This is a genomic window from Legionella sheltonii (assembly GCF_026191355.1).
Lineage (GTDB): Bacteria > Pseudomonadota > Gammaproteobacteria > Legionellales > Legionellaceae > Legionella > Legionella sheltonii.
Genome location: NZ_JAPHOQ010000001.1, coordinates 232,996 through 253,693 on the forward strand (window position 1 = coordinate 232,996; position 20,698 = coordinate 253,693).

Consider the following 20,698-nt stretch of genomic DNA (forward strand, 5'->3'; position numbering starts at 1 on the left):
CCTTTGATTTAATAGTACTCCTTCCTCGTTGAGGATAACGAATGTTTTTTGGGTTATCCACAATATTTGAAAAAATTTAGTTTTTGCTGCCTTTTTGGATAGAATGAAACTTTTTTAAAGGAACGATCATCATCATGACGGCAGTAGAGAAACATTGGTCTCGAGTAGAGTACCTGCACAAGAATGTTAAGAATCGCAATATTCATGTTAAAGGTACCCACAGTTACTACAGTGATGCATGGACAGGAAGTTTCGAGGAAACGGTCGTCAGGTATCTCTATGGAGATGAGTTCAGTTTAAAAAATTGGCAGCCACAATGGAATATTGACCAACTCTTTATTGGGGATTATGTCTGTATTGCGGCTGAGGTAATTATTATGTTGGGAGGGAATCATAATCACCGTGCGGATTGGTTTTGCTTGTATCCTTTTGCAGACAATTATGTGCAAGCATATCAAGGCAAGGGAGATACAATCATTCATGATGGCGTGTGGCTTGGCATGCGTTCGATGATTATGCCCGGTATCACCATTGGTGAGGGAGCGATTATTGCAGCCAATAGTGTGGTGACGAAAGATGTTGAACCTTACAGTATTGTTGCCGGTAGCCCTGCTAAATTGGTTAAAAAACGTTTTGACGACACGGTGATTCATCGCCTTCTTCGCTTGGGCATCTATGGTTGGGATGAAGAAAAATTTAATCGCTTGCAGCAGTATATTTGCAGCAATGATATAGCGGCCTTGGAAGAACAAAGCAGGAAGTATGATGCCCTACATCAGGCTGACTCTTTAGGTGAGAATGCAGATGATGGCAGCAAGTGAAGGCTGGATGGAACCAGCCTGGATTATGTGAGGCACCTTAGATGCATACTGCTTTTATTGGTTGCGTGCCTAAATTCGTGACTTGCGCCTTGGCCCCAGGACCTGCTGCTACGGGAATTTGTTGGAGGTTGGTTAAAGCTGAAACTAAAGAATCACCTTGTTTCAGGCTCGTTCCATTGAACATACCTTTTCCACTAATAACCTGAATGGAAATATAATTTTTTGCGCTTGCAACCGCATGTATTTCACATAATAAAGAAAGTGTTTGTGTGTTCGTATTGGCCAAAACAGTAGCCTTATTGGGTTCAAGATTGATTTCGATGGGGGCAGAAAAAACGGAAGTGCTCATGATCATCAGAACACAAGAGAGTAATTGAGTAATCAATCGATACATAATTGTCCTTTTTTATTATTTTTATCGAATAAAAATAGATGATTTTTTTTTGCAGCATTTATTATCATGCAATCAATAACAGAAATAAAGAATCCAAGATAAGTAAGCGTAACCTCTATGTGATACAAAAGGATAAGGTAATGAGGAGCCCTATAAAAATGAACGATTTATTGGGGTTCTCTCTGAGAATCAGTGCCACATTGCGGCGGCACTTAAATTGGTTTCGGTCGCAATAAATACAGTCTGAAAATAACCATTCATCCCTTTACAATTTTGCCAGTACGTCCTTGTTCCACCACATCAGGATCGCAGGCTTCGCCATGAAGCAATTTAGTGATCTCTCTGATTTTCTCAGTTTTGGTACGTCCCTGGCAAAAAAATAGATAATCATGGATACGACGTTCAAACCAACGACCCTTAAGCATTTCTTTATGTTGCTCCAGCCTTTCTTTTTGATCAGGGGTCAGGCTATAAGTTTTTAACTTGCTGTTGGGTTGAGATGAAGGAGCCGGTTTATGGGATATGGTTTCAACAGGAACCTTCGCGGTCTCCTGTTGAAATGGCACTAAATTTTTATTTATTAAATGAAGTGGAATAATTTGGGTTTTTCCAAAAAGACCTTCTTTTGGACGAGTAAAAAATGACAAACTCATGCTATTGGAATCATTAAATGTATGCAGAGTAATCCGAACTGAATGAATGTTACCCAGATCATATTCCCAACCCATGTCGGTTTTTTTCTTGCCTAGAATGGGAAATGGTGTCCATTGGTTATTATCTAAATGATAAAACTCGGGCTCTCCTTTCTCGTTCGTTCCCCATTTATAATAATTTGCAATTTGCTTATCAGCGTAATAGTAAAACATCTTCGTGGTCCCAGGTTTTAATTTTTTTTCATACTATCAGTCTATTATTAACAAAGTCTTAAATATTATCGAATAGTTAAGATTTATTATCGCACACTCATTAGGGCGTGTTGACAATTCATCCCCACCGCCTACGTGCCGCGACGTGTTCGCGGCAACCAGCCGATCTTAATCAGTGGCAAATTTCTTCATAAAGATGATGCCATTCTGTATTTAGGTTCTCAATCAAATTTAACTTCCACTGCCTGGGCCAATTTTTGAATCGCTTTTCACGTCGAGCAGCTTCTATATAGGTTTCATGAACCTCGTAATAAACCAATATATGTACATTGTACTTAGCTGTAAATCCCGGAATCAGGCTGTTTTTATGTTCCCATACTCGTTTAATTAAATCTGATGTTGAACCAGCGTATAGTGTACCATTTCGCTTGCTTGCCATAATATAGACATAAATGACTTCATTTGGCTTCCTTGTTTTGATCAGAGTGTTGGACTCAATGCGATGATATCACCTAAATTTCACGGATTACATTGGTAGCCAAATATAGGAACAAGCCATTGCGAGCATTGACGCATCATTTCTCTTCAATTTATCATATCTTGTGGCAACAGCTCGAAAATGTTTAAGTCGCGCAAATACGTTTTCAACTAGATGACGATATTTGTATAGACCCCAATCAATATCAGCATTCCCAGTTTTAGAGTTCGTCTTCCGAGGAATCATTGGAGTAGATGATTTTTGCCTAATCTGATCTCGAATTTCCTCGCTATCATATCCTTTGTCTGCAATGGTGTAATCAGCTTTAGGGAGTGTTTCAATGAGACCTGAAGCTGCTTTAGCATCATGTACCTCTCCGCCAGTCAATTGAAATTCAATCGGAAGGCGGCAAGCATCAACTGCCCTATGAATTTTTGTTGTATTACCACCAACGGATTTCCCTATCGCTTGATGTTTCTTTCCTAGTCTAGCCATTGCAAACTCGTTTTATACTTGATATTGAAATCGATATATTATGAGTTTGCTCTTATTAATCATTAGATTAGAGCAATGAATTAAGTTCTTTAACTTGACCATTTCCTGGATGCCGCGAACACGTCGCGGCACGTAGCCGGTGGGGATAAATTGGCAACACGTCCTATTTTTATTAATTGATTTTTTTTATTGAGTAACGAGTCGTCAGTTCATGATAGCCAGGATTGAAAAGTGAAAAATACCATGTAAGAATCTTGTGTGAACATTTTGGACCTCAATTGTTAAAGGATGATCAAATGCTCAAAAAACTTCTTATCAGTACTTCACTGTTTCTATGTTCTCTTTCTGCATACAGCATGCCTGAAGAGGAGAAAGCTTATCTTGCCAATCAATGTGATGAATTATCGCAAAAAATTGACCAATTAAGTACGAATCAGACAAACGCTTGTTCCTCTTTGATGCAAGAGTCTGCCCGATTAGTAGAGCATGGCGGGCAATTCATATTAAAAGAATACTGGTTTAATGCCAGAACGAATTTGCATCGTTCTTACAGGCTGTTAGGGGATGCGAATCAAATGAACTGTAAAACTGCCTCAGCAATTTTAGCTGCTCGAAAAGGCATTGATGACATTCTAGAACAGCTATATGGTCTAGAATAGATCTTGGTAAGGACTGATCTCTGACAAAAGGAAAAGCAAAATGAAAGTTATCGTAGTCGGTGGAACTGGAACAATAGGTGATGCAGTTTGTGAAGAATTAGCTCAACGCCACACGGTAATTAAAGTGGGGCATACGAGTGGTGATTTTCAAGTTGACATTCGAGATACCCGTTCGATTGAATTACTGTACCAATCAATCGGTTCGTTCGATGCCGTTGTTGCTGTTACCGGAGAAGTATGTTTTGAAGCATTAACCAAATTTTCTGAGGAACAATATACTTTAGGTCTGAATAGTAAATTAATGGGGCAAGTGCGACTGGTGTTAGAGGGGATAAAATACATCAATAAAGAGGGATCATTTACTTTAACTAGTGGTATTTTAAGTCATGATCCAATCCCTATGGGTACCTCTGCAGCCATGGTCAATGGCGCGATTGATTCATTTGTAAAAAGTGCGGCGATTGAATTACCTCATCATATTCGTATTAATGCAGTAAGCCCTACTGTTCTCTCAGAATCAATGAATCGATATGCTCCTTTTTTTCGCGGATTTGAATCGGTACCTGCACGTCGCGTTGCTTTGGCGTTTAGTAAAAGTGTTGAGGGTGCACAAACGGGTATGGTTTATTCTGTTGAATAAAACGTTAGCAGCAGTAAAACATTTAAGGAATGGCTTTTAAAATGAAGATTAGAATACTCGGCTTTATTATTTTTTCCTCGGTATTTGCCGCAAAAATTAGTGCAGCTGTTCCTGCTGATTTGATGTTCCATAATCAACCCATTGATGCGCTATGTTTTTTTAACTCCGAAGGCAAGGAAATTGATCTGGAAGACTGTGGATTAGCGAAAGCTAAATATGCTGTAAAAGGACATAATTCCAGTTTAATTGCTAAAGGGTATATAGGCTATAATTGGCAAGATCCTGAATATCCAGGTCCAGCAGAAGGATATAGCTATTATAAATTTTTTAATGCTGGAAATAATGAGTATTGGCTTTACACCATCAATAGCGGCGGAGGTACCGGAGACTTCACTACCCTCTATAAGGTAAAGAGAAAAAATACCCGTACTTTAGAAATCGAAATGCTGGTTGGTGGTGATCGTTGTAATGGGGGCGTACAAGATGTATCAGTAGTAAATAATCACTTAAGTTTTAGTCAAAACCAGACTGCCTATGATCTTATTGCATTATCTAAGACATCTGATTTAAAAGTTAAAGCCTATGATGATTTGGCGGCTTGTGCCATTTGTTGTGTTGCAAAAGCATATTATAAGCTGAACTCCAATGCGCAGTTGCAGTTGAATTTTGTTGATTTAGAACATGCTAAAGACATGCAAGAGATGACTGAGCAAGGAACACTCCAGCCATGTTTTAATCAACTATTTGCTTCTTATCATGCTGAGGGTAAAAATAAGTTAACGCAAAACATGCTCGATGAATTCGTCGCGAAATTTAAGCAAAACTGTAAGAAGGCTGATTAAAATAATTGAAGCTTTGGCAACACATTCAATTTTTTAAGAAGTGAGTGGACTGACCTAATAAGCGTAGGGCTTTTACGTCTCTCAACTAGTTGAGAATTTTGCCACTAGGATCCTTAATAATTTTCTTTCCATCAGGATTCACTTGAACTGATGAACCGTCGGTGTTCGTGATGATCTTTGTTCCATCGGGTTTATAGATTACAGACGAATGATCCACGTTAGTTACAATTTTGGTTCCATCGGGCTTAGTTTGAACTGAGGAGCCATCCGCATTCGTCACAATTTGAGTGCCATCGGATTTGGTTACTACAGATGAGCCATTTGCATTGGTAATAATCTTAGTTCCGTCAGGCTTGGTTACCACTGAAGATCCATTCGCGTTGGTAATAATCTTCGTCCCATCGGCCTTGGTTTCTACAGATGAGCCATCCGGATTTTTTATTAGGATAGGTTGCGCTGCAAAAGAGGTTATGCTCAAACAATCTAGAAATAAAAAGATGATGATTAAACTAAAAAAGTGTTTTTTTATTTGAGACCAATCAAAGTAATGAACATTCATATTAATTCTTCCCTGACACAAATTATTTATAAGTATAGTCATTAAATAGGTTGAGAGTTAATTTTTTATCATTATGTCTAAGAATTTTCTTTTATTTTGCAAGCGACAGAAACGCTTAATTTAGGCTATGCTTATCAAATGCTGCAGCACGAATATTGTGGCCTAGAATTGTCTAGGAGAGTAGGAAGTATGAGTTATTTTAATGCAAAAGACCCACGCGGTGAGACTCAGGATTGTCCCAAGCAAATCAGCGTGGAGTTGATTCCGAGAGCAGTGGATCTTGGTGGATTTAAAGTAAAACGTATATTACCTGCTAAAGAAAGAAGAACGGTGGGGCCTTTTGTTTTCTGGGATCAAGCAGGCCCTAGTGAACTTGATACGGGAAAGGGGATTGATGTACGCCCACACCCTCATATCGGTTTATCAACGATGACTTATTTATTCTCGGGTCGATTGGAGCATCGAGATACGCTCGGAAGCCATCAAATTATTGTTCCAGGTGAGGTCAACTTAATGACTGCTGGACGAGGAATTGCTCATTCAGAGCGTTCGCCGCAACAGGACCGTTTTTATCCCCAACATTTTTTTGGCATTCAATGTTGGCTTGCATTACCTCTTAATAAAGAAGAAACGAATCCTTCATTTACACATTATGATAAAAGCGTAATCCCTGCTCATAATGATAAGAGAATGCATTTTCGAGTCATTGCTGGGGAGTGGATGGGACTTAAATCTTCTGTGATGACTCAAACCGATGCACTTTTTGTTGAATGCAAGTTGGAGGCACATTCTGAGTGGATCATTCCACCAACCGTAGAAGAACGCGCAATTCATCTTTTAAGTGGTAAGATAATCATTGACAATATAATCTATAATGCCACGCAGATGTTAGTTCTTAAGCCTGGAGCTGAGCTCAAAGTGGTGGCGGATTCTGAGGTGCATATGATTATTCTGGGAGGTGCTGCCTTAGAGGAGAGACGCTACGTGTGGTGGAATTTTGTGTCCAGTTCGAGAGAACGAATTGAGCAAGCGAAACTGGATTGGAAAGAAGGAAAGTTTGGGAAAATACCTGGTGATGAAAAAGAATTTATCCCTTTGCCAGAGTAGGGGCCTTCACATTCATTAAGTGAAATACATTTCCCTTCTCCCCATGGAGAGAAGGGGCTCTTTAGAGCGGATGAGGGTGTTGAGTTGGTTCATGAACCCTCACCCCAGCCCCTCTCCCACTAATGGGAGAGGGGATTCGTTGTCACTTAATGGCTGTGAGTTTTACCTTCAATATTGCGATGCTTTGTTAACGTAAACGTTTATACACTTAATCTTATCAAAAAGGACCTTGAAATGAAAAAGTCGGATCAAGAAACTCAATATCTCAAAGATGGCGTCATCAAAACAAAATTAACCGGTTATAATCTGCTCAATAACTCCAGATTAAATAAAGGCACTGCGTTTACTAATGCTGAAAGGGATAGTTTCGCACTTCATGGTTTATTACCGCCCCAAGTAAGTACCTTACAGGAACAGCAAAAACGTCGTCATGATGGATTGACGGCATTGCCAACCCCCTTAGAAAAATACAGCTTTTTGCGCGATCTGCAAGATAACAATGAAACCCTTTTTTATTCATTGATCATTAACAATATTGAGGAAATGCTCCCTATCGTTTATACCCCTGTAGTTGGGGAAGGATGTCAAAAGTTCAGTGAAGTATTTCGTAAGCCTCGCGGTCTATTTCTTAGTTATCCCAATAAGAACCTGATTGATAAAATCTTTTCTCATCCGCGTTATGACTTGATTAAATGTATTGTCGTCAGTGACGGTGAACGTATTCTTGGCCTTGGTGATCAAGGTGCTGGTGGAATGGGAATTCCGATTGGTAAAATGGCACTTTACACTGCTTTGGCTGGTATTCCACCTCAATATTGTTTACCCATTTTACTGGATGTAGGAACAGACAATGAAGAACGATTGGCCGATCCGCTTTATATTGGCTGGCGGCATAAGCGAATTCGCGGAGCTGAGTATGATGAATTTGTTGATGCATTTATATCCGCAGTAAAACGTCGTTGGCCACATGTTCTACTGCAATGGGAAGATTTCGCTGGTGCAAATGCGGCTCGTTTGTTGAGCCGGTATCGAGACAAACTATGTACTTTTAATGATGATATACAGGGAACTGCTGCAATGGCGACAGGTACACTGCTTTCCGCTATTAATGTCACTGGAATTCCACTCAAGGATCAAAAAATTGTGTTCCTTGGTTTTGGGGGAACTGGCCATGGAATTGCGCAATTAATACACGGCGCTCTTAAGGGGGCAGGATTAAGCGATGAAGAAGCTGGAGATCGCATCTATGCAGTAGACAGGTATGGCCTTCTGGTCGAAGGTGGTAAAGGATTGACAGATGATCAGGCCGCTTTTGCTCGCAAACGTTCCGAAGTCGCCGGATGGCAAGTCAGTAACCGTGAGGAAATTGGCTTGCTGGATGTCGTTCGTAATGTAAAACCTACCGCATTAATCGGGGTTTCGGCGCAACAAGGTGCGTTTACCGAAGAAGTGGTGCGAACTATGGCTAAATACACAGACAGACCTGTTATTTTCCCTCTCTCTAATCCAACCTCTCATAGTGAAGCAGTGCCACAAGACCTTCTCACTTGGACTGATGGACGTGCTCTGATAGGAACAGGAAGTCCATTTGAACCTGTTCAGTATAATGGAAAAGTGTTTCATATTGACCAAACAAATAACTCCTACATCTTCCCAGGATTAGCATTAGGTATCATCTCAGCAAAAGCAAAACGTGTTTCTGATGGTATGATCAAGGCCTCGGCGCTTGCGCTAGCAGAATGTTCTCCTGCAAGAAAAAATAAGTCGGCAAATCTTCTCCCCCCCATTGCAGATCTTCGCGCAATTAGTCTTGCGGTAGCTAAAGCCGTGGGGAAACAAGCCATTTCAGAAGGTCTGGCTGGGGTCAATGAGGCTGAGCTTGAAAATGAACTTGCTGCCAATATATGGAATCCAATTTATATCCCTTATGAATTAGCTGACTGAGCTCAATTTAAACCCTTTCAATAACGACTTGGAAAAAAGAATCCAAGTCGTATTTTTTTTATGCTCAACTAAATGTTTATATAAAAAAACATTATGGTATATATTAACTCATATTATGTATTAATACTGTGGTATCATTTTTAAAAGCGAAAGAATGGTTTCTTATGCGACGAACTGTATGAGTCATGGAAAGGATGACTCAATCACAGAGGATACATAATGATAAAATCCAAGATGTCTATTGATTTAAAATGCGTTGAGGATCTATTCGCAGATAAGCTCACTTACGAAATCTCTCGTGATTATTTAATGGAATTATTAGAGGTCGGCAAATTAAACGTTTGGCAGTGGGATTTGAGCACCAATGAAGTCATTGATTTTGGTTATTCTAAATCTTTATCCGTTTTAAACCCAGACAGCGTAGTGGGACATATTGATCATTTTATAACACGACTTCATCCAGAAGATCGTGAAGAGGTTGCTAATACATTACTCGAATCTTTCGCCTATTTTGAGGATCATAAGGCGGATTTCAGGATTCAATCGATGCAAGGGCATTATGAATGGGTATCGGCTCAGAGTCGTTATATTCGCGATGCGGAGAATAATGCGATTAAAATGATTGGGACGTGGCATTTTATTACCGAACACAAAAAGAATCAGGAATTAATTAAATTACAGCAGGCAACGCTCGATCGTATCTCAAGATGTTATTTTTCAGGGGAGTCTGCATCGTCATTAGCTCATGAAATCGCTCAACCCATATCAGCCCTAAACTCTTATCTTCTTGGGAGTATTTTACGTTTGCAGCAGGGTGGTAAGGAGGCAAATGAATTTATAGATGTCCTTCAAAAGGCACTGGAACAAGTTGAATTAATCAATACGATTATTAAGCGGATGAAAAGTTTTGTAACGCATGGGGAACTACACTTTGAGCGAGTTAATTTGGCTTTATTAGCCAAACAATCTGTAGTTTTGTCCAAATTGTATTCCAATTTTTCTGGAACCGTTCAATATGAAGTAGATGAAGATTTAACAGAAGTCTCTTTAGATCGAAATCAAATGCGACAAGTATTTTTAAACCTTATTAATAATGCATTTGAAGCCATGGCTGATGCACAAACAACGAACCCAATCTTGTTGATTCAAATAAAAAATAATGATGCTGAGGTACTGGTTATCATTAGGGATAATGGTCCAGGAGTTGCACAAAATGTGCTCGATAATCTACTGGCTTCATGTTATAGCACTAAGGAATATGGTTTAGGTCTTGGCTTAAGTATTTGTAGAAAAATAATTGAAGCCCATGGTGGGCATTTCAAGATAGAAAAAAACCCCTCAGGGGAGGGGACGATAAGTTCTTTTAGACTGCCTAAGCAAACTTCGGGGCCTTACAATGAATAAGACTATTTATATTGTCGATGATGATGAGAATGTATTACGTGCTTTAAAATGGCTTTTTGAGTCTATGAACTTTGAAGTGAAAACCTATTTGAATGCAAAAACTTTTCTGGAACAATATAATCCGGATTATATAGGCTGTTTGATTACTGATGTGCGTATGCCGGACATGGATGGGTTAGAGCTATTTGAACGATTAAAACGGCAAAACAGCTTGCTCAAGGTAATTATTATCACAGCCTATGGAGACATACCTATGGCTGTTAAAGCGATAAAAGCAGGGGCGATTGATTTTATAATCAAGCCTATAAATGAAAGTGATTTATTAAAGCTAATTAAAAAATGTCTTGAGCATTACCCAAACCTTACCACAAATGCCATGAGCAAATATGAACTTTTAACCGAGAAAGAGCTGCACGCTCTAGAACTCATTTGGACTAATAGCTCAATAACGCTCTGATTCGATGGGTATAATCACTTAGAGAGGTTTTCATCATAAATTCCTTTAACGGCGTATCGATATCAAAATAAACAATGTTGGCTAAAAATCCATAACAACAGGCATCCAAAGCATGGATGGTAGTACCAAATATAAACTCATTAGCTTCTAAAATATGATGAATTGCCTGCAAATCCTCAATGCCTGATTGATATACCTCCTTGCTGGAGTATCTGCCAATCCCTTGATAATGATATTTCTCAATATTGTATTTTCTTATCTTTTCAAGAGAGGTTTCGGATAATTGAGGAAGCTGTTTTAAGAATTCCGCTTTGAATAAAGGCCAAAATTGATCATCTTGCCAACGCGAATAGGACATAACCCAATACAAATGATTGTCTAACATGCGATTCACTAAGAAATGAGTATTTTTTTGTTCTGATGTTAAATGGTGATCCAGGTTAACGTATTTTTGTGAAAGATAATGCAGTATGTTATTACTGTCCGTAATGATACGTCCTGCATCATCCAGATAAGGTAACTGTCCTCGCGGTGCATTCCGGGTATTAACAATATGTTCATGCTGAAACTCTATTTGGGCTAATCTAAGAAAGGTATCCACCTTCAATCCAAAAGGATTGTTATCGGGTAAGCCAAAGAGTTCTGGATAGGAATACAAAATTATCATCGAAAATCTCCTTTTATTCATTAGGTGAAGCAGTAATTGAAGTCAAGCTCTTCTCCTAAAAATGGAGTAAGAGCGATTTTTATTGATATTGCACATCATCCAGATGCCACTGTTCATAAGCATACATTTTTTCTGCCGCTACAATAAAGAAGCGAGTTATTTAGATTATTTCTCTTGATTTTACTCCTATTTAACAAAACAAAAGCATTTTTTTACAAATTACATCTACAACTTAATATTTGTTTAATAAATAATCAGTATCATATGCAGATATTCCCTTGCATTGCTTTATAAAGAGCACCAAAGAGTTAGGGGGGGGAGACTATATGACCATTGAACTGAGTACGACAAGCCAAGATCTAATTAAAAAATTAATCGAAAGCGATTCTAAGCAAACCTCGCTGTTGCACAATATTACAACAACGATTGAAAGACAGGTTTTGATTCAATGGATTAAGCAAACCTCTAATACCCAGACCAGTGATAAAGCATTTTTTTTAATCGCCTCATTACAAGCTTCGTTGTTAGACGATTTGAATAAATCATTAAGTCCTGCTGGAGAAAAGGAGGATGATAGCACCAGTGCAGATGCGTCAGCGAGACTCAAATATGGGTTATTAGCACTTGCAGGAACAGTTTATTTTGGTTGTGAGGGATTCGATGGGGTTACCGCATTCATGGGAATTTTTTCTTCAATTCCTAGCGCTGTTATTTTTGCCGCAGGTACCCTATTTTCCATCCTTTCCATTATTGTATTTTATAGCTTTGACTTGGTAGAAATTTCCAAAAATTTAAAAATCAAATCTTCAGAAACACCCCAATTGCTCGATATTTTACTCGAGCAATTTAAACAAATAAAAGCGCTTCGGGAACGACTTGGTAAAATTTCTGGTAAAACTAAGGACGAACTTCAAGCGGATCTCGATCTTTTACGCATGTTGGCACAACGACATCAGGATTTAAAAGCAGCACGAGATGAGCTGCATGCTGCTTTGGATAATCCTTACTTAAAAGCTGGGAAATACCTCACCGCCGGCGTTGCTGGGTTGATCTTTTTTAACGGTGGTTTTTTTGCGGGAAAAAGTGTTGCTTTGGCTATTGCAGGCATTTTCTTTGCGAGCATGTCAGCAACGGCGTGGCCTATTGTGGTTGGCAGTATTGGTTTCGGGTTTGTTGTCGGTTTAGCGGCACTTGGTGTGTACTGGTTTGTTGAACGTCCAGGAATTGAAAACCTAATCAGTCGCTGGCGTGGGCTCGATAAGAAAAAGATTGATAAATTATGCAAATCAGACGTTGTCGATGAAGAAAGCGCCAATTTGGAAAAAGCGATTGCTGATCTTAATACGGGCATTAGTCATCTAGTGAGAATAGAGGAATTGGAGAAAAAGGCCTCTCGTTTCGATGAGTTGGAAACAAATGCATCTCGCGTACCGGATTTGGAAAAAGATGTATCGCGTTTGAAGGGCGAATTGATTCTCGAGAAGCAAGCTGCATCCTCTAAAAAAGAGCCGCACTTATCGCCACTGCAAAGATTTTCTCGTTTTAGAAGAACACAATCGGAAGGTAATCTTTTGGAACTTGATAATTTTCACCCAATGGAAGATAAGCCTTCTTCTTCTGCGCTGAGCAATGTGTAGGGTGAATATGAGCGAGTTGTAGCCTGGGTGAAGGCAAAAGCGTAACCCAGGATATTTTTCAACCATTCCCAGTCCCTTACGCCATCCCGAGCGTAGCGAGGGTTCTCCTCGCCGTAGCGCGTTGTCCTGCCAGAATTTCCTTCACTACGCTTGGAATGACGAGGTTATTAACCCCGTTGTACGGTACTCAGACTACTCGTTCCTTTACAAAGAAGGGCTTAATGCGGTCTCGCTATCTAAAATGATTTCTTGGTCCACGGAACGAGCTTTTTTACCAGAAGCAGCTAATAAACCATTCTTGACTAGTCCCTGCATGACAGCGTGATCGCTTGCAGCGTATTGCCATGCCGGAGTCGCAACAGGCTTGTGTACGAGTACAGTTGGCGGTTGGGGTATCGGCTTTCTCCCTGGATTGAGTTCACTTTCTTCCGCCTCCAGCAATTTCAGTTGCTCGGCAGTAAGGGGTATGACTTGGCTGCTGTAGAAGGGGAGTACGCGAAGTTTGAACACTAATGAAAATGCCGCCAATGTACTGCTTAACTCAGTGTATCCATGGCTCAAGGGATCATTAAAGGTTGTCCGCAATTGAGACGGAGATAAGATATCAATGTGATTGAGATCGGTACGATAATAAATTTTTTGATCTTTTCCTAACAGCAGCAGTGGTTGGGGTTGGCGATAGTGATAATCAACATCCGGCATTTGTTCCAGGCCACCATACTCTGTTTGTGCAGGTAGTTCATGGCCTTTAAATACCTGATGGAGATCTTGCAATGAACACATCATTCCCGCCAAACAGGCTTGCTTATTAAAATAATTATTTGAAACATCAAAATCACCATCGCCACCTGCTTCAACAGGGGGCTCGCTGCTATCGGGAGTTGGATCATATACACGTTTGGTGTAGACGGTTACCCGGTTTAACTCATCGTGTAAATTATTGACTAAAATACTGCCCCAAATTCCAAAACGTTTAGGAAGTAAGTCACGTAAGTCACCTACGAAAGCAATATGGCCCGCAGCAAAGTGATCGGTATAATAGTGAAAACAAAAAAATTCCATTCCCAAAGCCAAAGCCTGATAGCGATAGGCTATATCTTGCAAGTTATCACGATTTAAGCCCTGAGGTGTCTGTTCGATAACCTTGAGTAATGCATTGAATTCGCTATTTTCTGATTGATACTCTGAATCAGCCAGCAATTGGGTTAGCTCATAATAAATGCGTGCATAGCGAAGCGCTATATGATGACCTATAGCGTATACACGCACTGACCATGGAGTAAAATGGGATAAATTTCTATTCAAAATTTCACTATAATTTTTGACCCTCAGGGCAAACATCAGTTGTTGTACATAGAAATTTAGCGTACTTGAAAATGGGACGTAGTTGGCATTATTTATTGTATAAATAGTGTCAATATCGCTTTGATGTACGTTGTTGTTAGCGAGGCGTTTATAAGAACAAATTAATTTTTGTTCCTCGCTTTCGTTAACGGGTTCTTTAATTAAATATTGTCCTAAGGTTTCACAAGAGCCTGTACTATCATAACTTCCTGGACTTGCATTATATTCAGCAATACTTGGCAGATTCAGCGATACTTCGCGACCACCAAAATAATCCCCAGACATGGCTACAAGGTTACCCGCTGAAAGATTTAATCCAGTAGGTTGGGGAAGCCCCCCTTCATTAAACCCTTGCACGTGTAAATGCAAGAGCCCCTGCTCATCTATAGTGATATAGGGATTGTTGTTTAAGATCGCCCAGTCTAAGAATCGTAAGGCATCGCCCAGTTCCGTATGTTCTTTTGTATCCATAAGCAAGCTCCATTTGTCTTATTTTGAGTACACTACGAAAATTATGAACTACTTAATGCTATGCCAGCATGATGTTCAGAAAGAAGGGGGAGAAATTAACTATAGAAGTGAACTATAAAATCTTCAAATAAACTGAGAGTCCCTGGAAAAAAATGAATCGCTGTGCTTAAAGCGTGGATTTTTTTCCTTAAGCGAGGAGGCTTTTTCACTTCTATAATAAAAATAAAGAGCAGCTTGAGATAGTGATGACTGATGAAAAAAAAGAATCATTAAGCTTATTACGTAACACCCTGTTTTCGACTTCAGAGCAAAGTACTGCCTCCTCTAAAGATCGCAGCAAAGATTTTGATGCAACGAAACAGAGTCAATGGCTTGAACTGAGCAAAAACATTATTGAAGATTTAGGAAAAAAAATATCTTCTTTTCCGCAAGTACCCCCCGTAGTTCATCAAGATATTCATTGCCCATCTGAGATGTTCTTGTCTCGAGTAGGCTGTACTTATGCTTGGTTGGCCGATAAACGTCGTGAAGTCGCTAAAATGTTGAAACAAGGTCCATTTCGACATCAATTTGGGTTGATTAATAAAGCGGGTTTTGTCTCTACAGACCAATTTAATTTGTGTCGGGATCTACCCACCCAAAAGAACTTAGTTTACAAGCATCTCGAGGATTTAACTCATCAAAATAAGGAGCATGTTGAGGTAAACAGACAAAAATCGGAAAATGGTACCAAATATGAGATTAGGATTAAATTAACCCTTGAGGAACGTGAGCTAGTACATCAAAAAAATACAGCGTCCCCATTTCCATTTATCGAAGACGATGTGATTCTTACGATTACTTTTGACGACTACGGTAAAGAGGACAGCAGAACATCGCTCGTCGTGGATCATCGTCCAACCCCGTTTAATAAAAATTATCGTGATCGATCCAGTTATTTTCAGGTGCAATTTGAATTAATTGAGCCTGATTTTCAGGCTTGCTGCGATTGGGATTCTAATCAAGAAATTCAGGAGTTTTTAATAAATGCAGGAAAAATTGCCTATCGCCTTGCGCAATTACAAACCGTTGGCCGAGGAAACTCAGCAATTGTTGAATTGATGATCCGAGGGCTTGCCAAAGAAAAGAATATTGAATTGGGACCTTTTAATCATAATGAACTGGGGTGGGATTTTAAAGCGTTCTTTACCCCAGATATCAATGAGTATGCACATTGGTTTTCTGAAAAAGCATTTATTAGGCCTGTATTAGAGGAACGCGAAAGTTTAACACCCAAAAGTTTATAAAATTCGGCTAGCAGTTTTCAATAAAAAAATTTCAGTTATTTTATTTTCGATAATTTACAAATTTTCGAAAATAATTGATACTGTCTCTAGTTTTTTAACGAGTATCAAAAACATGGCTCAAATTAAAATAAAAAAATCCAAGACAAGCTCCGTATTAGAAAAATTACGCAATGACCTCATAAGTGGTTATTTTGACCCAGGCCAAAAATTACCAATGGAGCACTTAAAAGAACGGTATGAGGTAGGATATAGTCCCTTGCGTGAAGCTTTATCGCGATTGGTCTCTCATGGCTTGGTCAACTTTGAGGATTTATGTGGCTTTTCTGTTCCTCCTTTATCGTTAGAAGAATTATATGATCTTTATGAAGTCAGAATTCAGATTGAAACACGTGCTCTGGAGTTAGCCATGCAACATGGCGATGCGTATTGGGAAGCGGAAGTTCTCGCCTGTTGGCATCGATACGCTAAATATCTTACCCCACCACCCAATAATCCATTGGATCTGCTGGAGTGGAATGCATTACAAAAAGAGTTTACTTTTACCCTCATTAAAGCGTGTCAATCTCCCTGGCTGCTCAAAATACAAAATATGTTGTACGACCATTCATCACGTTATCGTTTTCTATGTTTGGGACGCCATCATCAGGATGAAAAGGTACTTGCTGAATTCAGACAAGAAAATGAGGCGCTGGTCGCTGCGGTATTAGCACGAGATAAAGAAAAGGCAATTCAGATTTCGCAGGCTGGATGGGATAACTCAATCAAAATTATGGCAGACAGTTTAAAGGATAAAAAAAGCTAAGGATTAGCGATGGCTAAGTATAAAAAAAATTATTTACTCATTCCTTCCGTACCTACGCCCAATGGGCGGTTGCATTTGGGACATATTGGCGGGCCCTTTTTAAGTGTGGACATACTGGCACGGTACCTGCGTCTGTGTGGGCATTCGGCGTGGATAGTCTCGGGAACAGACAGTTATGAGTCCTATGCAGCAGGAAAGGCAGAGGAAGAAGGCTTAACCCCTGAAGAAACAGGTAATCATTATCATGACTTAATTGCTCACGATTTAGAGTCCATGCATATCCAATGCGATCAATTCGTTAATCCACTAGCCGAACCGTGGAACACAGCTTATCAAACATGGCATGAACAAATTTTTCAACAATTAGTGCTCAATAAGGCAACAGCCCTATTAAAAGAGAAGATGCCTTGGGATGAGAAGAATCAGCGCTATTTGAACGGATATTGGCTCCAAGGCAATTGCCCAGTGTGTTTTGAAAAAACAGCAAGTTATTTTTGTGAATGTTGCGGGGCGCATTTTCGTCCCGAAGAAATGATTGGCGATGCTCATTTACTACCAAGGGAAGTTGAAAATATATTTTTAGAGCTTCCAAAACACGTTGAACTGAATTCCAAAGGAATCAATAAAAACTTAGAAACATTGTTTCATCGTTATCAAATGTTGCAAAACAATCGATTTAGGCTCACTACCCAGTGTGAGTGGGGTTTAGCAGATAACACCGATAATACGGGTACTCGAACTTTGTTTAGTTACGGTTTTGTATTTGCCTATTTTTTAATGTTTGGGGAAATCGCAGGAACCTTCATGGGGAGCAACAAAAATGCGTTTGCTGTCGATTCTGAGGTGATTACGATTTCCAGTTTTGGTATCGATAATGCGTTGCCCTTTTTAAGCAGTGCCTTAGGGATTAGTAGCGGATGCCCGCAATATAAGCCGTTTGATTATTACCTGGTTAATTATTTTTATTATCTTGATGGCAGTAAATTTTCAACAAGTCGCCAGCATATGATTGCTGTAGATGACGCGATTAATCACAAGGGACTTTCCAGTGACCTTATTCGACTCTATCTTGCCTCGCTTGATGTACGTAATCAAACAGGAAATTTTGTCCTGGATGAGTTTATCCAATATTACAACAGGACCTTAGATTGGCTTGAGTGCTATGTAATGCAGGGAATACCCAATATACCTGCAGTGATTACTTCCTCTTGTGAGGAACGATTACAACATCAACTCTTTGATTTGTTCGCAATCCAAGAGCATGCCTTACAACCGAATCATTTTTTACCACATCTTGGGGTTCGTTCACTCAATGATTGGATGATATTGGGACAAAATTTAGATCCAAAATCAAATGATTATTTTTGGTGGCTCAAAGGATTTACTTTGGTGATTTATCCCTATATGCCGGAAGTGGGGGGAACAATTTGGAGTGCGCTCGGATATGACCATTCACCCGTTCAAACTGATTTTTTTGCTCAACCTACTCGCCCATTGCGGAAGGAAATAAAACTCACTCTAAAACGAATTACTGATGAATTTGAATCGCATATTAAAGGATTAAGTTATGAACCCAACGCATCATGATGAGCTGTTTGATTTATTAGGAGTAGGGGGCGGCCCTTTTAATTTGAGTATCGCTGCTCTCTTATCGTCTGTTGAACAAATTTCCAGTGTTTTTTTTGAACAAAAAGAAGCGATGATTTGGCATCCGGGGATGTTATTTCCTGATGCCGAAATCCAAGTCAGTTACTTAAATGATTTAGTGACACTCGTTGAGCCCACTAATCCCTATTCATTTATTGCCTATCTGGCACAGCACAAACGATTGTATCGTTTTATCAATGCCCAATTCAAAAATGTATTACGCGCTGAATTTAGCCATTATTTACATTGGGTGAGCCGGTCTTTACCCAATTTATTTTTTAAAGAAAAAGTTGAGGATATTTATTTCGATAAGTCCCATTTTGTCATGCAAACAACACAAAGGAAAACTAAAGGAAAGCATCTTATTTTAGGCAACGGTTTAACAGCAAAAATTCCTGCTTGCGCCAGACCTTATTTAAGTAAGAATGTGTTTCATAATCAGAGTTTCTTACTCAATCCGATAAATTGGCAAGGAAAAAAAGTGGCACTTATTGGCGGAGGACAAAGTGGTGCTGAAATCGTACACTATATTTTATCTCATGGTGATCAATTACCTTCAGAATTAAATTGGATTTCAAAAAGATATCAGTTATTGCCTATGGATACTTCTCCTTTTGTGAGTGAGTTTTTCACACCGCAATATGCTGAATATTTCTTCCATTTATCCGAGAAAGAAAAAGAATTTTTATTAAAAGAGCAGCACCTAGCGAGTGACGGTATTTCTTACCACTTGTTACAAACCATCTATCAAAAACTGTATAGCCTGGAGTTTTTGGAGCATAAGGATAAATTTTTTAAGTTTTTATCACGGCATGAATTAACTCATATGGACAGCGAATTAGGGAGATATCAACTCCTGTTGACGGAGCTTGGTACTGCAAAAAAAAGCATAATTTCTGCGGATATTGTGATTTTGTGCACGGGGTATCAATGGGAGTTTCCTTCTTATCTTTCTTCATTAGCTGAAAAAATACCTTTAAATGATGAGGGACGGTTTTGTGTCAATCAGGATTTTTCCATCACTTGGGAAGGACCGAAACAACATCGTATTTATGTCCAAAATGCAGCACGCCATTCCCATGGAATTGCGGATCCCAATTTAAACGTTATGGCATGGCGAAGTGCAAAGATTATCAACAGCATAGCGCAATCGCAAATTTATGATCTCAATCATGAGAATACCTTTTTAGATTGGGAACGACAGTTCATACCTGAGGAGCGCAAAAATGCCTTGCTTGCCTAAGTCTGCTGCCGTAACTAATCCAAGATTGTTTTTCTCTACTTCAGAACATCTTGCTCCTGGGATTGTAATTAACCCTGTTGATTTTGTAGCAAATCGAGCTTGTCCTCCTGTTCAAGTCACTTATTTTCAAGTATTGCCCCAGTGTGAAACGCCAATCGAATATCACCAAGAAGAAGAAATTTGGATAGTATTAAATGGGAGTGGTATTTTGACTTATGAGGGGGAGGTTTATGGAGTTAATGCTGAGGATATTTTTTACTTTGCATCCTTTAAACCCCATCAAATACGTAACCATAAGCAACTGCCGCTGCACATCTGCTCTATTTATTGGTAGGGAATGGTGTGGGCGCTAGGGAACTTTGAATGAAGAACTATGAGGTGAGGTGGTTACAGCCGGATGACCAAGAAAATTGGTTAACGATGTGGCAGGAGTATATGGAATTTTATGACACATCTTTACCTTCCGAAGTGGTGGATAATACGCTGCGTACCCTACTTTCTGATAACAAAAATTCAGGTTGTCTTGTTGCTTGCGATTCTCAAAATGTAGCGGTTGGTTTTTTAACTTTTATCGTACATCAGAGTACTTGGGCTATAGAGCCAGAATGTTATTTACATGATTTATACGTGAAACCGGAATATCGAAAGACGGGAGTGGCCAAAAAACTCATGGATGAGTTAAAGCAACTCAGCGCCCTAAGGCACTGGAGTCGAGTATATTGGCTCACTAGGCCCGATAATCGGGTGGCCCAAGCTCTTTACGATAAAATGGGAAAAGGCGAATCTTGGATGGTTTATACGCTATTTGATCGCACGTCGCATAAGTAAACTTTGTTGAAAATCAGCCTGTAAAAATCGACTCACAAAGAGAGCATTGTGCTTCATTGACAAAGTGGATTCTTTTCGTGGGAAAAAGATGCGCACAGATACTCAAC

The 20,698-nt window shown here is 39.4% G+C and carries 21 protein-coding genes and 1 pseudogene; 15 read left to right on the plus strand and 7 right to left on the minus strand.

Annotated features, from left to right (window positions below; genetic code table 11):
* Nucleotides 1-134 precede the first annotated feature (134 nt).
* The gene (locus tag OQJ26_RS01010) at nucleotides 135-821 is read left to right on the plus strand and encodes a CatB-related O-acetyltransferase (RefSeq protein WP_265702047.1); all 687 of its coding nucleotides are present in this window, start codon (nucleotides 135-137) and stop codon (nucleotides 819-821) included.
* Nucleotides 822-858: 37 nt separating this feature from the next.
* Here the strand turns inward: OQJ26_RS01010 and OQJ26_RS01015 are convergent, their stop codons facing one another.
* The 4 genes and pseudogenes from OQJ26_RS01015 to OQJ26_RS01030 all read right to left on the minus strand — a co-directional run.
* Nucleotides 859-1,215, minus strand: coding sequence for a hypothetical protein (locus OQJ26_RS01015; protein ID WP_265702048.1), 357 nt, complete (start codon nucleotides 1,213-1,215; stop codon nucleotides 859-861).
* A gap of 257 nt (nucleotides 1,216-1,472) precedes the next feature.
* The gene (locus tag OQJ26_RS01020) at nucleotides 1,473-2,081 is read right to left on the minus strand and encodes a hypothetical protein (protein WP_265702049.1); all 609 of its coding nucleotides are present in this window, start codon (nucleotides 2,079-2,081) and stop codon (nucleotides 1,473-1,475) included.
* A gap of 172 nt (nucleotides 2,082-2,253) precedes the next feature.
* Nucleotides 2,254-2,520 carry a GIY-YIG nuclease family protein gene (locus OQJ26_RS01025; protein WP_265702050.1) on the minus strand — a complete coding sequence of 89 codons (267 nt, stop codon included), beginning with the start codon at nucleotides 2,518-2,520 and terminating at the stop codon, nucleotides 2,254-2,256.
* Between the two features lie 87 nt (nucleotides 2,521-2,607).
* A pseudogene (locus tag OQJ26_RS01030) lies at nucleotides 2,608-3,030 on the minus strand (IS5 family transposase); the annotation flags it as partial.
* A gap of 320 nt (nucleotides 3,031-3,350) precedes the next feature.
* Here OQJ26_RS01030 and OQJ26_RS01035 point away from each other — a divergent pair.
* Genes OQJ26_RS01035 through OQJ26_RS01045 form a run of 3 tightly spaced genes read left to right on the plus strand, consistent with a single transcriptional unit; the run spans nucleotide 3,351 to nucleotide 5,195 of the window.
* Nucleotides 3,351-3,713, plus strand: a complete 363-nt coding sequence (locus tag OQJ26_RS01035; RefSeq protein ID WP_265702051.1) for a hypothetical protein — start codon at nucleotides 3,351-3,353, stop codon at nucleotides 3,711-3,713.
* Nucleotides 3,714-3,753: 40 nt separating this feature from the next.
* Nucleotides 3,754-4,353 (plus strand): short chain dehydrogenase, encoded by a 600-nt coding sequence (locus OQJ26_RS01040; RefSeq protein ID WP_265702052.1) that lies wholly within the window; start codon nucleotides 3,754-3,756, stop codon nucleotides 4,351-4,353.
* Nucleotides 4,354-4,394: 41 nt separating this feature from the next.
* Nucleotides 4,395-5,195, plus strand: a complete 801-nt coding sequence (locus OQJ26_RS01045; RefSeq protein WP_265702053.1) for a hypothetical protein — start codon at nucleotides 4,395-4,397, stop codon at nucleotides 5,193-5,195.
* Nucleotides 5,196-5,280: 85 nt separating this feature from the next.
* Here OQJ26_RS01045 and OQJ26_RS01050 read toward each other — a convergent pair whose 3' ends face one another.
* The gene (locus OQJ26_RS01050) at nucleotides 5,281-5,754 is read right to left on the minus strand and encodes a hypothetical protein (RefSeq protein WP_265702054.1); all 474 of its coding nucleotides are present in this window, start codon (nucleotides 5,752-5,754) and stop codon (nucleotides 5,281-5,283) included.
* Nucleotides 5,755-5,943: 189 nt separating this feature from the next.
* Here OQJ26_RS01050 and OQJ26_RS01055 point away from each other — a divergent pair, with 189 nt between their 5' ends.
* From OQJ26_RS01055 to OQJ26_RS01070, 4 genes are all read left to right on the plus strand, one after another.
* Nucleotides 5,944-6,861, plus strand: a complete 918-nt coding sequence (locus OQJ26_RS01055; RefSeq protein WP_265702055.1) for a pirin family protein — start codon at nucleotides 5,944-5,946, stop codon at nucleotides 6,859-6,861.
* A gap of 234 nt (nucleotides 6,862-7,095) precedes the next feature.
* Complete coding sequence (locus OQJ26_RS01060; protein WP_265702056.1) at nucleotides 7,096-8,805, plus strand: NAD-dependent malic enzyme; 1,710 nt, start codon at nucleotides 7,096-7,098, stop codon at nucleotides 8,803-8,805.
* A gap of 219 nt (nucleotides 8,806-9,024) precedes the next feature.
* Nucleotides 9,025-10,209 (plus strand): sensor histidine kinase, encoded by a 1,185-nt coding sequence (locus OQJ26_RS01065; RefSeq protein ID WP_265702057.1) that lies wholly within the window; start codon nucleotides 9,025-9,027, stop codon nucleotides 10,207-10,209.
* The gene (locus OQJ26_RS01070) at nucleotides 10,202-10,666 is read left to right on the plus strand and encodes a response regulator transcription factor (RefSeq protein WP_265702058.1); all 465 of its coding nucleotides are present in this window, start codon (nucleotides 10,202-10,204) and stop codon (nucleotides 10,664-10,666) included. Before OQJ26_RS01065 ends, OQJ26_RS01070 begins: the two co-directional genes overlap by 8 nt.
* Here the strand turns inward: OQJ26_RS01070 and OQJ26_RS01075 are convergent.
* Nucleotides 10,644-11,333 (minus strand): glutathione S-transferase family protein, encoded by a 690-nt coding sequence (locus OQJ26_RS01075; RefSeq protein WP_265702059.1) that lies wholly within the window; start codon nucleotides 11,331-11,333, stop codon nucleotides 10,644-10,646. The two genes, OQJ26_RS01070 and OQJ26_RS01075, sit on opposite strands and share 23 nt — an antisense overlap.
* Nucleotides 11,334-11,659: 326 nt before the next feature.
* Between OQJ26_RS01075 and OQJ26_RS01080 the strand changes: the two genes are divergently transcribed.
* Complete coding sequence (locus OQJ26_RS01080) at nucleotides 11,660-12,970, plus strand: hypothetical protein (protein ID WP_265702060.1); 1,311 nt, start codon at nucleotides 11,660-11,662, stop codon at nucleotides 12,968-12,970.
* Nucleotides 12,971-13,174: 204 nt separating this feature from the next.
* Here the strand turns inward: OQJ26_RS01080 and OQJ26_RS01085 are convergent, their stop codons facing one another.
* Nucleotides 13,175-14,785, minus strand: coding sequence for a hypothetical protein (locus tag OQJ26_RS01085; RefSeq protein ID WP_265702061.1), 1,611 nt, complete (start codon nucleotides 14,783-14,785; stop codon nucleotides 13,175-13,177).
* A 245-nt stretch (nucleotides 14,786-15,030) separates the two neighbouring features.
* Between OQJ26_RS01085 and OQJ26_RS01090 the strand changes: the two genes are divergently transcribed.
* The 6 genes from OQJ26_RS01090 to OQJ26_RS01115 all read left to right on the plus strand — a co-directional run bounded on the left by OQJ26_RS01090 (nucleotide 15,031) and on the right by OQJ26_RS01115 (nucleotide 20,591).
* On the plus strand, nucleotides 15,031-16,071 hold the full coding sequence (locus tag OQJ26_RS01090; RefSeq protein WP_265702062.1) for a hypothetical protein: 1,041 nt from the start codon (nucleotides 15,031-15,033) through the stop codon (nucleotides 16,069-16,071).
* Between the two features lie 112 nt (nucleotides 16,072-16,183).
* On the plus strand, nucleotides 16,184-16,873 hold the full coding sequence (locus tag OQJ26_RS01095) for an FCD domain-containing protein (RefSeq protein ID WP_265702063.1): 690 nt from the start codon (nucleotides 16,184-16,186) through the stop codon (nucleotides 16,871-16,873).
* Nucleotides 16,874-16,882: 9 nt separating this feature from the next.
* Entirely contained in the window at nucleotides 16,883-18,460 is a 1,578-nt protein-coding gene (locus OQJ26_RS01100; RefSeq protein WP_265702064.1) for a methionine--tRNA ligase, read from the plus strand.
* Nucleotides 18,441-19,763, plus strand: a complete 1,323-nt coding sequence (locus tag OQJ26_RS01105) for a lysine N(6)-hydroxylase/L-ornithine N(5)-oxygenase family protein (RefSeq protein ID WP_265702065.1) — start codon at nucleotides 18,441-18,443, stop codon at nucleotides 19,761-19,763. The genes OQJ26_RS01100 and OQJ26_RS01105 overlap by 20 nt, the downstream gene beginning before the upstream one ends.
* On the plus strand, nucleotides 19,747-20,097 hold the full coding sequence (locus OQJ26_RS01110; RefSeq protein WP_265702066.1) for a cupin domain-containing protein: 351 nt from the start codon (nucleotides 19,747-19,749) through the stop codon (nucleotides 20,095-20,097). The genes OQJ26_RS01105 and OQJ26_RS01110 overlap by 17 nt, the downstream gene beginning before the upstream one ends.
* Nucleotides 20,098-20,126: 29 nt before the next feature.
* Nucleotides 20,127-20,591, plus strand: coding sequence for a GNAT family N-acetyltransferase (locus OQJ26_RS01115; protein WP_265702067.1), 465 nt, complete (start codon nucleotides 20,127-20,129; stop codon nucleotides 20,589-20,591).
* Nucleotides 20,592-20,698 lie beyond the last annotated feature (107 nt).

Excerpts from the sequence above, each read along its gene's own strand:
- OQJ26_RS01020 (WP_265702049.1), bottom strand. The coding sequence starts at position 2,081 with ATGTTTTACTATTACGCTGATAAGCAAATTGCAAATTATTATAAATGG.
- OQJ26_RS01010 (WP_265702047.1), top strand. The coding sequence starts at position 135 with ATGACGGCAGTAGAGAAACATTGGTCTCGAGTAGAGTACCTGCACAAG.
- OQJ26_RS01055 (WP_265702055.1), top strand. The coding sequence starts at position 5,944 with ATGAGTTATTTTAATGCAAAAGACCCACGCGGTGAGACTCAGGATTGT.
- OQJ26_RS01035 (WP_265702051.1), top strand. The coding sequence starts at position 3,351 with ATGCTCAAAAAACTTCTTATCAGTACTTCACTGTTTCTATGTTCTCTT.
- OQJ26_RS01080 (WP_265702060.1), top strand. The coding sequence starts at position 11,660 with ATGACCATTGAACTGAGTACGACAAGCCAAGATCTAATTAAAAAATTA.
- OQJ26_RS01040 (WP_265702052.1), top strand. The coding sequence starts at position 3,754 with ATGAAAGTTATCGTAGTCGGTGGAACTGGAACAATAGGTGATGCAGTT.
- OQJ26_RS01025 (WP_265702050.1), bottom strand. The coding sequence starts at position 2,520 with ATGGCAAGCAAGCGAAATGGTACACTATACGCTGGTTCAACATCAGAT.
- OQJ26_RS01100 (WP_265702064.1), top strand. The coding sequence starts at position 16,883 with ATGGCTAAGTATAAAAAAAATTATTTACTCATTCCTTCCGTACCTACG.
- OQJ26_RS01075 (WP_265702059.1), bottom strand. The coding sequence starts at position 11,333 with ATGATAATTTTGTATTCCTATCCAGAACTCTTTGGCTTACCCGATAAC.
- OQJ26_RS01110 (WP_265702066.1), top strand. The coding sequence starts at position 19,747 with ATGCCTTGCTTGCCTAAGTCTGCTGCCGTAACTAATCCAAGATTGTTT.
- OQJ26_RS01085 (WP_265702061.1), bottom strand. The coding sequence starts at position 14,785 with ATGGATACAAAAGAACATACGGAACTGGGCGATGCCTTACGATTCTTA.
- OQJ26_RS01065 (WP_265702057.1), top strand. The coding sequence starts at position 9,025 with ATGATAAAATCCAAGATGTCTATTGATTTAAAATGCGTTGAGGATCTA.
- OQJ26_RS01090 (WP_265702062.1), top strand. The coding sequence starts at position 15,031 with ATGACTGATGAAAAAAAAGAATCATTAAGCTTATTACGTAACACCCTG.
- OQJ26_RS01015 (WP_265702048.1), bottom strand. The coding sequence starts at position 1,215 with ATGTATCGATTGATTACTCAATTACTCTCTTGTGTTCTGATGATCATG.
- OQJ26_RS01060 (WP_265702056.1), top strand. The coding sequence starts at position 7,096 with ATGAAAAAGTCGGATCAAGAAACTCAATATCTCAAAGATGGCGTCATC.
- OQJ26_RS01095 (WP_265702063.1), top strand. The coding sequence starts at position 16,184 with ATGGCTCAAATTAAAATAAAAAAATCCAAGACAAGCTCCGTATTAGAA.
- OQJ26_RS01050 (WP_265702054.1), bottom strand. The coding sequence starts at position 5,754 with ATGAATGTTCATTACTTTGATTGGTCTCAAATAAAAAAACACTTTTTT.
- OQJ26_RS01045 (WP_265702053.1), top strand. The coding sequence starts at position 4,395 with ATGAAGATTAGAATACTCGGCTTTATTATTTTTTCCTCGGTATTTGCC.
- OQJ26_RS01070 (WP_265702058.1), top strand. The coding sequence starts at position 10,202 with ATGAATAAGACTATTTATATTGTCGATGATGATGAGAATGTATTACGT.
- OQJ26_RS01105 (WP_265702065.1), top strand. The coding sequence starts at position 18,441 with ATGAACCCAACGCATCATGATGAGCTGTTTGATTTATTAGGAGTAGGG.
- OQJ26_RS01115 (WP_265702067.1), top strand. The coding sequence starts at position 20,127 with ATGAAGAACTATGAGGTGAGGTGGTTACAGCCGGATGACCAAGAAAAT.